This window comes from Aliiroseovarius sp. S1123 (genome assembly GCF_023015885.1).
Classification (GTDB): domain Bacteria; phylum Pseudomonadota; class Alphaproteobacteria; order Rhodobacterales; family Rhodobacteraceae; genus Aliiroseovarius.
In genome coordinates, this window is record NZ_JALKBE010000002.1 from 550,696 (window position 1) to 562,236 (window position 11,541).

14 protein-coding genes are annotated in these 11,541 nt (G+C 59.1%); 5 read left to right on the forward strand and 9 right to left on the reverse strand.

Features of this window, described 5'->3' with window-relative positions:
- Positions 1 to 97: 97 nt before the first annotated feature.
- Positions 98 to 655 (forward strand): TIGR00730 family Rossman fold protein, encoded by a 558-nt coding sequence (locus MWU53_RS06120; RefSeq protein ID WP_247091440.1) that lies wholly within the window; start codon positions 98 to 100, stop codon positions 653 to 655.
- On the opposite strand, the gene rarD is transcribed toward MWU53_RS06120, so the two are convergent.
- From rarD to MWU53_RS06165, 9 genes are all read right to left on the reverse strand, one after another.
- Positions 619 to 1,533: an EamA family transporter RarD gene (gene rarD / locus MWU53_RS06125; protein ID WP_247091442.1), complete on the reverse strand. Its 915-nt coding sequence runs from the start codon at positions 1,531 to 1,533 to the stop codon at positions 619 to 621. The two genes, MWU53_RS06120 and rarD, sit on opposite strands and share 37 nt — an antisense overlap.
- Positions 1,534 to 1,635: 102 nt before the next feature.
- Positions 1,636 to 2,235 (reverse strand): superoxide dismutase, encoded by a 600-nt coding sequence (locus tag MWU53_RS06130; RefSeq protein ID WP_133486430.1) that lies wholly within the window; start codon positions 2,233 to 2,235, stop codon positions 1,636 to 1,638.
- A gap of 117 nt (positions 2,236 to 2,352) precedes the next feature.
- On the reverse strand, positions 2,353 to 2,778 hold the full coding sequence (locus tag MWU53_RS06135) for a hypothetical protein (protein ID WP_247091445.1): 426 nt from the start codon (positions 2,776 to 2,778) through the stop codon (positions 2,353 to 2,355).
- A gap of 57 nt (positions 2,779 to 2,835) precedes the next feature.
- The gene (locus tag MWU53_RS06140; protein ID WP_247091447.1) at positions 2,836 to 3,261 is read right to left on the reverse strand and encodes a hypothetical protein; all 426 of its coding nucleotides are present in this window, start codon (positions 3,259 to 3,261) and stop codon (positions 2,836 to 2,838) included.
- A gap of 83 nt (positions 3,262 to 3,344) precedes the next feature.
- Positions 3,345 to 3,899, reverse strand: a complete 555-nt coding sequence (locus tag MWU53_RS06145) for a sarcosine oxidase subunit gamma family protein (RefSeq protein WP_247091449.1) — start codon at positions 3,897 to 3,899, stop codon at positions 3,345 to 3,347.
- The gene (locus tag MWU53_RS06150; RefSeq protein ID WP_247091450.1) at positions 3,892 to 6,924 is read right to left on the reverse strand and encodes a sarcosine oxidase subunit alpha family protein; all 3,033 of its coding nucleotides are present in this window, start codon (positions 6,922 to 6,924) and stop codon (positions 3,892 to 3,894) included. Before MWU53_RS06150 ends, MWU53_RS06145 begins: the two co-directional genes overlap by 8 nt.
- Entirely contained in the window at positions 6,921 to 7,244 is a 324-nt protein-coding gene (locus MWU53_RS06155) for a sarcosine oxidase subunit delta (protein ID WP_247091452.1), read from the reverse strand. Before MWU53_RS06155 ends, MWU53_RS06150 begins: the two co-directional genes overlap by 4 nt.
- Positions 7,238 to 7,513 (reverse strand): hypothetical protein, encoded by a 276-nt coding sequence (locus tag MWU53_RS06160; protein WP_247091454.1) that lies wholly within the window; start codon positions 7,511 to 7,513, stop codon positions 7,238 to 7,240. The genes MWU53_RS06155 and MWU53_RS06160 overlap by 7 nt, the downstream gene beginning before the upstream one ends.
- A complete protein-coding gene (locus MWU53_RS06165; RefSeq protein ID WP_247091456.1) occupies positions 7,510 to 8,757 on the reverse strand; it encodes a sarcosine oxidase subunit beta family protein in 1,248 nt (415 codons plus the stop codon). The genes MWU53_RS06160 and MWU53_RS06165 overlap by 4 nt, the downstream gene beginning before the upstream one ends.
- 222 nt (positions 8,758 to 8,979) lie before the next feature.
- Between MWU53_RS06165 and ccmI the strand changes: the two genes are divergently transcribed.
- The 4 genes from ccmI to MWU53_RS06185 all read left to right on the forward strand — a co-directional run bounded on the left by ccmI (position 8,980) and on the right by MWU53_RS06185 (position 11,381).
- The gene (gene ccmI, locus MWU53_RS06170) at positions 8,980 to 10,236 is read left to right on the forward strand and encodes a c-type cytochrome biogenesis protein CcmI (RefSeq protein WP_247091458.1); all 1,257 of its coding nucleotides are present in this window, start codon (positions 8,980 to 8,982) and stop codon (positions 10,234 to 10,236) included.
- On the forward strand, positions 10,233 to 10,697 hold the full coding sequence (gene ruvX, locus MWU53_RS06175) for a Holliday junction resolvase RuvX (RefSeq protein ID WP_247091460.1): 465 nt from the start codon (positions 10,233 to 10,235) through the stop codon (positions 10,695 to 10,697). Before ccmI ends, ruvX begins: the two co-directional genes overlap by 4 nt.
- Positions 10,697 to 10,930: a DUF1289 domain-containing protein gene (locus tag MWU53_RS06180; RefSeq protein WP_247091462.1), complete on the forward strand. Its 234-nt coding sequence runs from the start codon at positions 10,697 to 10,699 to the stop codon at positions 10,928 to 10,930. Before ruvX ends, MWU53_RS06180 begins: the two co-directional genes overlap by 1 nt.
- Before the next feature lie 79 nt (positions 10,931 to 11,009).
- A complete protein-coding gene (locus tag MWU53_RS06185; RefSeq protein ID WP_247091463.1) occupies positions 11,010 to 11,381 on the forward strand; it encodes a hypothetical protein in 372 nt (123 codons plus the stop codon).
- Positions 11,382 to 11,541: the final 160 nt, after the last annotated feature.

Below are 11,541 nucleotides of genomic sequence, written 5' to 3' on the forward strand. Positions count from 1 at the left end.
GTTGCGATCTTCGCGTCGCGTTGTCTTGCCCGACCCTAGCAATCCCGATAACACCGGTCAAAAGATCATTACGATATATTCGCACCCGGAGTTTCTGATGACACGACATACAGCCTCGATCTGCGTTTACTGCGGTTCTCGCATGGGGAATGACCCCGCCTATCGCGCCGCGGCAGAGGGCCTTGGCAAAGCTCTGGCAGACAACAGCTGGCGGCTGGTTTACGGCGCCGGAGATGTGGGGCTGATGGGGGAAGTGGCGAAGGCCGCGCAGACTGCAGGTGCCGACACTTTCGGCGTCATCCCTGAGCATCTTTTGAACTGGGAGGTCGGCAAGCGTGACCTGACCAGCTTCATCGTGACCGAGAACATGCACGAGCGCAAAAAGGTCATGTTCATGAACTCGGACGCCGTGGTTGTGCTGCCCGGCGGCGCAGGGTCGCTGGACGAGTTCTTCGAGATCCTGACATGGCGCCAGCTAGGCCTGCACAAAAAACCCATCTTGCTTTTGAACGTGAACGGATTCTGGGATCCGCTGATCGGGCTTTTGGATCACGTGATCGATCAAGGATTTGCCGAAGACAGCCTGAAGGGCTTTGTCACCGTCGTCAACGATGTGGATCAGGCAGTGGCGGCCTTGCGCGACGCTCTGTCCTGACGATACGCGCCCGCCGAATAGATCGCCAAAGCAGCCCAGATCATCGGGAAGGCGATCATGTGCCAGATCGTGATCGTCTCGCCCAGAATGGCGACGGCACAGAGGAACTGAAGGCTGGGGTTCAGGTATTGCACGACGCCAACCGTCGACAGGGTCAGACGGCGCGAGGCGTAGCTGAACAGCATCAGCGGGCCGCCCGTCAGAAGGCCTGACCCAATCAGCATCGCGCTGGTCACAAGATCGGTTCCAAACACCGCACCCGTGCGGCCCACGATCCCCTGCCAGCCCTGTGTATGCGTGCCCCATAGCCAGATCATCGCAAGCGGCGCGAGGAACAGCACCTCGGTCAAGACAGTAACCACGGGTCCTGCCGCGATCAGTTTCTTGATTACGCTATAGGCTGCAAATGTGCCGCCAAGCAGCAAAGCCAGCCACGGCGCAACCCCCAGACCAATCGTTAGTGTCAGCACTGCTACCGTGGCCAGAAGCACCGCGGTCAGCTTGCTGGCCGACAACCCTTCAGCAAAGAACAGCATGCCGATCGTCGCCATGATCAGCGGGAAGATGAAATAGCCAAGGCTCGCTTCAACAACCATGCCGACCTGTACCGACAGGATGAACCCACCCCAGTTGACCGAGATCATCACCGCCGCCAACATCACCAAAAACGCGGTGCGACCGGTCATCAGCGCAGGCAGCTCGCCCAACCGGCCTTGCAGCGTCAGATAGAGCCCCAAAAGCACCAGCGACCACAGCGAACGGTGGCTGAGCAGCTCAAGCGGCGGGACATGGGCCAGCATGTAATAATACAGCGGAGACAGGCCCCAGACCGTGCAGGCCACGATGATGGCGATGACGCCCTTGGTTGTATCGCTCATGCGGCCCTCCTGCCCTTCCCGGAAGACTTGGCACAAAAAAAGCGGCCACCCAAGGGGCAGCCGCATCTTATCTCGTGATCTCGGGCATCACGCCCGCATGGGTTACAGGCGCGAGGCCACGTTTTCCCAGTTGACCAGGTTGTCGAGGAAGTTCGACAGGTAGGCCGGGCGCTTGTTGCGGAAGTCGATATAGTACGAATGCTCCCACACGTCGCAGCCCAGAAGCGCGGTCTGGCCGAAGCACAGCGGGTTCACGCCGTTTTCGGTTTTGGTCACAGCCAGCGAACCGTCAGCGTTCTTCACCAGCCACGCCCAACCCGAGCCGAATTGACCCGCGCCAGCAGCCGAGAATTGCGACTTGAATTCGTCAACCGAGCCGAAGCTTTCGGTGATCGCTTTTTCCAGCTCACCCGGCATGGCAACCTTGCCCGGGCCCATCATTTCCCAGAACTGGTTGTGGTTCCACAGCTGCGAGATGTTGTTGAAGATACCATTCTGCGCGACAGCTTTGTCGTCATAGGTACCAACGATGATCTCTTCGAGGGTCTTACCCTCCCACTCGGTGCCAGCAATCAGCTTGTTGCCGTTGTCGACATAGGCCTTGTGGTGCAGGTCGTGGTGAAACTCCATGGTTTCAGCCGACATGCCGAACTCGGCCAGTGCGTCGTGTGCGTAAGGAAGATCGGGAAGTTCAAAAGCCATTTTGGGCCCCCTGTTCAATGCGTGTTTCCGTTGCCCTTAGATGGGGCAGCAAAGGTAGCATGGTCAAGGGTTGACGGCGTTTTTTCAGCCGCTTTTACCCATCCCTTGACCCAATGCTCACTTCTTCTGGACGCATTTGCCTTTGGCACGGAAGGTATTGGCATAGCCAACGGGCTTCATGGTTTCCGTGGCTTGCAGCGACCCTTTGGTGATGGTGAGCCGGTACGCCATGTTCTTCACAAGCAACCGCTTACTTTCAGTCGACGTGGCCTCCACGTTTCGCACATTCCATGTAAACGTGTAGCGCTTGTTGTTATTGACAGAGATTTTCGCTGCGATCGGCTTTTCGTAGACGTCCTTGATCAACCCATCAAAAACGGTCGCTTTGCCTGTATTGGCATCAAACTCGACGACGGTCTGGGGCGGGATCCAGCCCCCATCACTCGCTCCAGACGGGGCAAGCTCACATACATAAACTTCGGCCTGTGCAGCCATCGGAACAAATGTGCTCATCGCAAGAACAGCAGCGAAGATTTTGTTCATTGTAAACTCCATATTCAGAAAGGGTGAGGAAGGTGATGGCGAAACACTCTTTGCATTTCACCGAATTTTGCAGGTCCCAGCGACGCGACGGAACACTTCGAAATGCGGCACTATAGTTACCACTCTGAGATTGGCGGTTAGATTTTTGGGGTCGATGGAAACGGTATAGCGAACGCGCCGCGCATCGGCGGCAATTGGTCTGCGGGAATCGACTGGCATGTTTTCATTCGCCGTCTCAACCTCGAAAACGTCACGCGTTCTTATGATGTCAGTTTCGCGGCCTTCGATGGCGCGCCCAGCATCAGTTTTGATGACATTGCCCAACACCCACACGCGGTCATTTCGATCTACGTCTATAGAAAGAGACGTCGGAATCCATTTCCGGTCATTGGCGCGCACTTTAAACTTGCAATCGTATGATTTTGCTGCCGCAAATGTCGTTAAAAACAAAGACGCAAACAGCGTATGAATAAGTAATTTCACAAAAAAAGCCTCAATCAACCTAACAGTGTGCTAAATTGATTGAGGCGTGTTTTCAACCCTAAAACGAGGGCGATATTCAGATTTTAGAATACCTCGCCACCCGGTTGGGCCGCGTCTTTCAGAATGTCGAACGCATATTGTGCAACCGACCGGAAGCACACCAAGACCGCGGTCTCGTCATCTTCCAGATAGAAAGCGGCGGGGATCTGCGCGATACGGGTGCGGCGCAGCATGCCAGGCTGCATGACCGAGGTATCGGCAGGCGTCAGCTTGGCGATCACTTCGCGACATGAAGCCCCCTTCACACGGTACACAGCGCGCGCGTCCGAGACGTTCACGACCAGCGAATGCTCGTCGCCCAGAGACTTGGTTGCAGCCTCGACAATGGCGGCAGCTTCGGCGTGATCGACGATCAGCAAAAGCTCATCCGGTGACATCCAGCCAACACGGCCTTTGGCACCTTCCGTAACCTCGCCCTGCCCCGGCATGGCAGCACCCGTGACGGCTTTCACCGCCTTGGCAACACCTTTCGAAGCCAGATCCCCACGCAGGGTGATCATGCCGGTCAGGCCAGCCTCTTCGACTTTGCAATAGCCGTCAAACGACGCGCCTTGAAGTGCGGAAACAGCGTTAGACATTCTGCTTCTCCCCGTCCTTGTCATAGAAGACCGGATCACAGATCCGCGCCTTGATCACCGTGTTCGAGCCATCCACCGTGGGGAAGCTGATGACTTCGCCCATACGGTCGGGACCGTGCAAAACCAGACCCATCGCGATGCCTTTTTTCAGCGTCGGCGAATAATAGGTCGAGGTCACGCGCCCGATCATGTTGCGCTGGCCGTGGACATTGTTACCCTCGCCCACTGCATAGGCGCCGTCCGGCAGGACAGACCCGTCCAGCGTTTCCAGACCCACCAGTTTCCAGCGCTCGGGATCGGTCATGTGCGAGCGTTGCTGAGCACGCTTACCAAGGAAGTCATCCTTCTTCTTGGAAATCGCCCAGTTCAGCCCCAGATCCTGCGGGATTACGGTGCCGTCGGTCTCGTCACCGATCATGATAAAGCCCTTCTCGGCCCGCATGATGTGCAGGCACTCGGTGCCATACGGCATTACGCCGAACTCCTCACCGGCGTCCAGAAGCGCATCCCAGAAGGCACGGCCCTGCGACGCCGGAACGGCGATTTCGTAGGACAGCTCGCCCGAGAACGAGATGCGGTAGGCACGCGCGTCGAACGCGCCGATCTTGCCGTCAGCCCACTGCATGAAGGGCAGTGCTTCGGCCGACAGATCCATACCACCACCGGCTTGTGCATTGAGCTTTTCAAGCACCTTACGGGCGTTGGGTCCAACCACGGCCACCTGAGCCAGCTGCTCGGTCACGTTGGCGACATAGACTTTCCAGTCCCACCATTCGGTCTGCAGCCATTCTTCCATCCACGCGTGGATGCGGTCAGCACCACCCGAGGTGGTGTGGCACAGCCACGTGTCCTCGTCGATGCGGGCCACAACACCATCGTCCGACAGGAACCCGTTTTCCGAGCACATCAGACCATAGCGGCATTTGCCGACAGCCAAGTTCGACATCATGTTGGTGTACATCATGTCCATGAACTTGCCCGCGTCGGGGCCTTTCACGATCAGCTTACCCAGCGTGGACGCGTCCAACAGGCCAAGGTTCTCGCGGGTGTTCAGCACCTCGCGGTTCACAGCCTGTTCGTTGGTCTCGCCCGGTTTCGCGTAGCAGTAAGGACGACGCCAGTGACCGACGGGCTCCATATAAGCACCCGCATCTTCGTGCCACTGATGCATCGGCGTACGACGGATCGGCTGGAAGATTTCGTGGCGGGCTTCGCCTGCAATCGCACCGAAGCTGATCGGTGTGTAAGGCGGGCGGAAAGTGGTGGTTCCGGTGGTCGGGATCTCTTGACCCAGAGCATCAGAAAGCACCGCCAAGCCGTTGATATTCGAGAGCTTCCCTTGGTCGGTCGCCATACCCAGCGTGGTGTAACGCTTGGTGTGTTCGACGCTTTCATAGCCTTCGCGCGCGGCCAGCTGAACGTCGGACACCTTCACGTCGTTCTGGTAATCCAGCCACATCTTCATGCGCTTCTGCGGACCTGCACCCTGCGGCATGATCCAGACAGGTGCCATCGGCTGTGCCTCTTCGGCATCAGCTTTCGGACCGGCTTTGCGGATGGCTTTGCCACCTGCTGCTTTGCCCGCAGCCTTACCTGCCGCGTAAGCGTCTTCCAGCGTCTCGGCCAGCGACATCGCGCCCGAGGCCGTGCCTGCGGTCACAACAAACGCTTCGCCGTCATGGCTGGTCGGCGCGCGGTTCGGATCGGGGCGGAAGTGGGCCTGCGCCTCGTCCCAGATCAGCTTGCCGCCGCAATGCGACCACATGTGCACGACCGGGGACCAGCCGCCGGACATGGCAACCGCATCGCATTTGATTTCTTCCAAAGCCGAGCCCTCGCCCGCCTGAAGACAGATCGACACACCGGTCACACGCTTGCCACCATGCACTTTTGCAATGGCGCGGCCCGGTTCAACCCGGATACCTGCGGTGCGGGCGGCTTCTGCCAACGGACCAGTCGCTTCGCTGCGCGCATCCAGAACAACCGGAACTACCAGCCCGGCCTCTTTCAGCGTCAGCGCTGTGCGATAGCCGTCGTCGTTGTTGGTCACAACCACGGTGCGGTCACCAATCGACACGCCCCAGTTCACCACATAGTCGCGCACGGCCGAGGCCAGCATGACGCCGGGAATGTCGTTGCCCGCGAAGGACAGCGGACGCTCAATCGCGCCGGTTGCGGTTACGATCTGCTTGGTGCGGATGCGCCACAGACGGTGACGCGGGCGGCCATCGCCCGGCGTGTGATCAGCCACACGCTCGTAACCCAGCACATAGCCGTGGTCATAGACGCCCGAAGCCATCATGCGGGTGCGCAGGGTGACGTTCTCCATGCCTTCCAACTCGGCCAGAGTGGCGTCGATCCACGCGTCAACCGACTGACCGTCGATCTCGCCGCCATCTACAGCAGCCCGGCCACCCCAGTGATGGGTTTGCTCCATCACCAGCACTTTCGCGCCCGAACGACCCGCGGCCAGAGCCGAGGCCAGACCGGCAACACCGCCGCCGATGATCACGACATCGGTGTGGTGGTAATAGTGCTCGTAACGATCCGCGTCGGCCTCGGTCGGGACTTGGCCCAGACCGGCGGATTTACGGATGATCGGCTCGAAAACGTGTTTCCACGCAGCAGCAGGCGCCATGAAGGTCTTGTAGTAGAAACCAGCGGGCAGGAAGCGCGCGGCATAGTTGTTCACCACGCCCACGTCGAACTCAAGGCTCGGCCAGTGGTTTTGCGAGGTGCAGGTCAGACCGTCAAACAGCTCGGTCGTGGTGACGCGCTGGTTGGGTTCAAAGCGCTCGCCCTGCCCCAGATTGACCAGAGCGTTCGGTTCTTCGGCGCCAGAGGCCACAACGCCACGCGGACGGTGGTATTTGAACGACCGGCCCATCAGCATCTGGTCTTCGCCCAGAAGTGCCGCAGCCAGCGTGTCGCCCTCGTACCCCTTCATGCGCTTGCCGTTGAAGGTGAAGTTTTTCGGTTTCGAACGGTCGATCAGGCGACCGCCTTGTGCCAGACGGGTGCTCATTCGTAGCCCCCCCACTCAGGATGTTTCTTCTTGATCTTGGCGACCAGCTCTTTCGGCGGCTCAGTGGTCTGGGCCGGATAGGTGCCATAAACCTCAAGCGTCATGGTGTTGCGCGCCGCGTGGAACCACTTGCCGCAGCCCGAGACATGCCGCCAGCGCTCGAAGTGAACGCCTTTCGGGTTCTTGCGGTGGAACAGATAGGTCTCGAACTCGTCATCCGACGAGCCCGGGCCATAGCGCTTCAGATGCGCTTCGCCACCGCCATGCAGGTCCGTTTCATCGGCCATCACGCCGCAGTATGGGCATTCAAGAATCAGCATTCCGGACCTCCATTGACCCAATTGGGTACTTCTTGCTTGAACTCATCTTCGGTTAGCCAAACTTCGTCTTTGTCACCAAAACTTACAGCAACTCCGAATTTTTCGGTATTCGGATCGTAGGCAAACTCGATGGTGTTGAACTGTACTTCACCACTCGTTCCGTTGTTTTTCGCTGCCGAAAGCGCAGGCCAAATGTCATTCCAAGCGAGCTTCTCACTTTTAAGGAAGCCAGCAATTTGTTGAGGGAAATGAACGTAGCTGTAAGTCAATGTGCCACCCCCGCAGCCACGCTTTCATCAATGAAGCGTCCTTCGGTGAAGCGGTCCAGCCCGAACTCGCCTGCCAGCGATCCGGGTTCGCCCTTTGCGACGGTCTCGGCCATGGCCCAGCCAGATCCGGGGATCGATTTAAAGCCGCCGGTGCCCCAGCCGCAGTTGATGAAGCAGTTGCCCAAAGGCGTCTTGCCGATGATCGGCGAGCGGTCGCCGGTCACATCCACGATGCCGCCCCACTGGCGCAGCATTTTCAGGCGCGAGATGATCGGGAAGGTCTCGACCAGTGCGCGCACGGTTTCTTCCACGTGGTGGAACGAGCCGCGCTGGGTGTAGTTGTTAAACCCGTCGGTGCCGCCGCCAATGACCAACTCGCCCTTGTCGGACTGGGACATATAGCCGTGCACGGTGTTGGCCATGACCACCACGTCGATACAGGGTTTGATCGGCTCGGATACCAGAGCTTGCAGCGCGACACTTTCCATCGGCAGACGGAAGCCTGCCATATCGGCCAAGTGACCCGCATTGCCCGCGACAACCATCGCCAGCTTATCGCAATCGATCTGACCATGCGTGGTGTCGACACCGGTAACGACGCCGTTTGCCTGACGCACGCCGGTGACTTCGCATTTCTGGATGATATCCATGCCCATGTCGGAACAGGCACGGGCATAGCCCCATGCGACCGCATCGTGACGCGCGGTCCCTGCACGTTCCTGCCACAGCGCGCCCAGAACGGGATAGCGCGGGCCGTTGATGTTCATGATCGGCACCAGTTCTTTCACGCGCTGGGGCGAAATGAACTCGGTCTTCACGCCTTGCAGCGCGTTGGCATGCGCCGTGCGCTCGTATCCGCGCACCTCGTGCTCGGTCTGGGCCAGCATCATGACGCCGCGGGGCGAGAACATGACGTTATAGTTCAGATCCTGCGACATCGTCTCGTAAAGCGAACGTGCCTTTTCATAGATCGCCGCCGAGGGATCTTGCAGATAGTTCGAGCGGATGATGGTGGTGTTCCGGCCGGTGTTACCGCCGCCCAGCCAACCTTTTTCGATGATCGCCACATTGGTGATCCCGAAATTCTTGCCCAGATAAAATGCCGTGGCCAACCCGTGGCCCCCAGCCCCTACGATCACCACATCGTATTTCTTCTTGGGTTTGGGCGATTTCCACGCCCGCTCCCATCCGGTGTGATAGCGCGCGGCCTCCCGCGCGATGGCAAATGCTGAATAACGTCGCATGCGATTCCCCTGTTGGGCCTTCGTTTCTTGTCGGTTTTACGTCGAAGCGACATAACACCATTCAAGATCAGCGTCATTTGATCGGAAAAAGACGACATAATCCACAAATCACGTCACTTTTCCGGCATGCCGATTGTCGCAGCCCCTGATCTGGGGTTTTGCGAACGCCCGTGGCGCATTACATGGGGTGAGCAACTGATTGCAAAACCGCGCGGAGGATACATGGATAACTTGGCATTCTGGGCCATCATTGGCGCAGCCACTTTGGCGACCATCCTTGTCCTGGCGCGGCGGATGCTGGCGGTGTCCCCCGAGGAAGCAACCGAAAAGAGCGAGAAGATGACATCGGACATGAAGGTCTATCGCGACCAACTGTCTGAACTTGATCGCGATGTTTCCCGCGGCACCGTGTCAAAAGAAGATGCAGCTCGCGCGCGTGTTGAAATCTCGCGCCGCCTGCTGGACGCGGACAAAGCCGCGAAAGCCCGTAAGGCTGCTCAGGACACGCCCCAAGGTCTGACCCGCGTCACCATGGGCCTTATCGCCATTATCTTAGCCGCTGGCAGCTTTGGCCTTTACTGGAAAATCGGTGTGCCTGGCGCCCCGGATTACGGACGCTCAAAGCGTATCGCGATCAGTGAGGAAGTGCGCCAAAACCGCCCCTCGCAAGAGCAGGCAGAGGCGCAAATGCCGGTCTGGGGCGGACCTCCGATCGATGCGCCTGCAGATTATCTTGAGCTGGTCGACGGGCTGCGCAAAGCCGTCGCCGGACGCCCTGATGACCCGCGCGGGCTGGACCTTCTGTCCACCCACGAAGCGGCGCTTGGCAACATGGTCGCGGCCCGCGAAGCGATGAGCCAACTGCTTGAGATCAAAGGTGATACTGCAACGCCTGATGACTACGCACGTCAGGCGGAGCTGATGATCAATGCCGCCGGAGGCTTCGTCTCTCCGGACGCTGAAGCCATGCTGCGTGCAGCACTTGAACGCGATCCGGCCCACGCCTTCGCCCGCTTCTATACCGGGTTGATGTTCGCTCAGAACGGCCGCCCAGATTTGGCGTTCCGTATGTGGCGCCGTCTGCTGGAAGAAGGTCCAACAGATGCAGAGTGGTGGCCCGCCATCCGTGATCAGATCGGCGATCTCGCCGCCCTTGCTGGCGAAGACTACATCCCGCCCGCCGCCCCTGAAACCGACCTCAGCGGCCCCAGTTCCGATGACATCGCGGCGGCAGAAGACATGTCCGAAGAAGACCGGGCCGAGATGATCCAAGGCATGATCACACGCCTCTCCGACCGGCTGGCAGCCTATGGCGGCACGCCTGCGGAATGGGCCCGCTTGATCATGGCGCTCAGCGTCGTGGGCGAGACGGAACAAGCCACGGAAATATACACCGAGGCACAATCGGTCTTCGCCACCCAACCCGAAGCTCTGACCATCGTGGACCGTGCTGCCCAACAGGCAGGGATTGCCAAATGATCTGTGAAACCATTGAAGAGTTCGCAGCAGCCCTGCCCCCGATGACGGCCCTTGCCGGGCTGGATCTGGGGACCAAGACCATCGGCGTCGCGGTCTCGGACAGTTTCCGGCAGGTGGCCACACCGCTGGAAACCATCAAGCGCAAGAAGTTCACGCTGGACGCCGAACGCCTGCTTGAGATCGCCAAGGATCGGCAATTGGGGGGGCTGGTGCTTGGCCTGCCCCGCAATATGGACGGGTCCGAAGGCCCGCGCTGCCAATCCACCCGCGCCTTCGCCCGCAACCTAGAGAAACTGACCGACCTCCCGATTAGCTTTTGGGACGAACGCTTGTCCACCGTGGCCGCCGAACGCGCGTTGCTCGAGGCGGATACGTCTCGAAAGCGTCGCGCCGAGGTCATCGACCACGTCGCTGCCGGGTATATCCTGCAAGGTGTGTTGGATAGATTGAGGCATCTGTGATGACGGACGACGTCTGGAAACGAAACGAGATCGCAAGCCCCTGTGTGAAGATCTGCGTGGTCCATCCCGAGGCCCGGATCTGCACGGGTTGCTACCGCTCGATCGAGGAGATCGGCGGCTGGTCTGGAATGTCTGACGCTGAGCGTGCCCGTATCATGGAAGACCTGCCTGCGCGCAAATCCAGTCTGTCCAAACGGCGCGGTGGACGGCGTGCACGACTGAACCAAGGCTGATCACTACCCTTCACCGCAACGTGACAGCGCGTCAGGGCGCGGCGCGATAGACTATCCTGACATGTTTCAGGAGCATCTTATGCGTAAACTCACCTTTGCCGTCATTCTCTGCAGCTTGCCAGCCATTGCTGGTGCGAGAGACTGGAACACACGCACCGGTGATCAACCCCTTACGGCGTCAGAACTGCACGATCAACTGGTCGGGAATACCCTTATCTTCTTTGACAATGGGCGGTCCGTCTACGCGGCGAGTGGAGAGTACTCTTACACCTACGGCGAAGGCGGCACGTGGCTAGGGCATTACGAGCTGAAAGAGGACGGGGTTGCCTGCACCACTTTCGTAACGGGAAGCAACCGCTGTGATCTGATCGTCCAGAACGGCACGCGCCTGACGTTGATCACAGAGGATGGGCTGCGTTTCCCCATACGAGATATCATTCCAATCAAGTAAGCGCGCTCGGCCATGCCTCGCGCCCAGCAAGGCGATGGCCGGCTGCGCCGGTTGGGGGCGCTGCCCCGCATGACTTTCCTGCGGAAACTCATGCCCCCCGGGATATTTTTGAGCAAGAAAATGAAAAAAGGGGGGCCCCAACCGCCCCCCTCTGAAAATG

Excerpts from the sequence above, each read along its gene's own strand:
- MWU53_RS06155 (WP_247091452.1), bottom strand. The coding sequence starts at position 7,244 with ATGCTGATTCTTGAATGCCCATACTGCGGCGTGATGGCCGATGAAACG.
- MWU53_RS06145 (WP_247091449.1), bottom strand. The coding sequence starts at position 3,899 with ATGTCTAACGCTGTTTCCGCACTTCAAGGCGCGTCGTTTGACGGCTAT.
- MWU53_RS06150 (WP_247091450.1), bottom strand. The coding sequence starts at position 6,924 with ATGAGCACCCGTCTGGCACAAGGCGGTCGCCTGATCGACCGTTCGAAA.
- MWU53_RS06185 (WP_247091463.1), top strand. The coding sequence starts at position 11,010 with ATGCGTAAACTCACCTTTGCCGTCATTCTCTGCAGCTTGCCAGCCATT.
- MWU53_RS06165 (WP_247091456.1), bottom strand. The coding sequence starts at position 8,757 with ATGCGACGTTATTCAGCATTTGCCATCGCGCGGGAGGCCGCGCGCTAT.
- rarD (WP_247091442.1), bottom strand. The coding sequence starts at position 1,533 with ATGAGCGATACAACCAAGGGCGTCATCGCCATCATCGTGGCCTGCACG.
- MWU53_RS06120 (WP_247091440.1), top strand. The coding sequence starts at position 98 with ATGACACGACATACAGCCTCGATCTGCGTTTACTGCGGTTCTCGCATG.
- MWU53_RS06130 (WP_133486430.1), bottom strand. The coding sequence starts at position 2,235 with ATGGCTTTTGAACTTCCCGATCTTCCTTACGCACACGACGCACTGGCC.
- ruvX (WP_247091460.1), top strand. The coding sequence starts at position 10,233 with ATGATCTGTGAAACCATTGAAGAGTTCGCAGCAGCCCTGCCCCCGATG.
- ccmI (WP_247091458.1), top strand. The coding sequence starts at position 8,980 with ATGGATAACTTGGCATTCTGGGCCATCATTGGCGCAGCCACTTTGGCG.
- MWU53_RS06180 (WP_247091462.1), top strand. The coding sequence starts at position 10,697 with ATGACGGACGACGTCTGGAAACGAAACGAGATCGCAAGCCCCTGTGTG.
- MWU53_RS06135 (WP_247091445.1), bottom strand. The coding sequence starts at position 2,778 with ATGAACAAAATCTTCGCTGCTGTTCTTGCGATGAGCACATTTGTTCCG.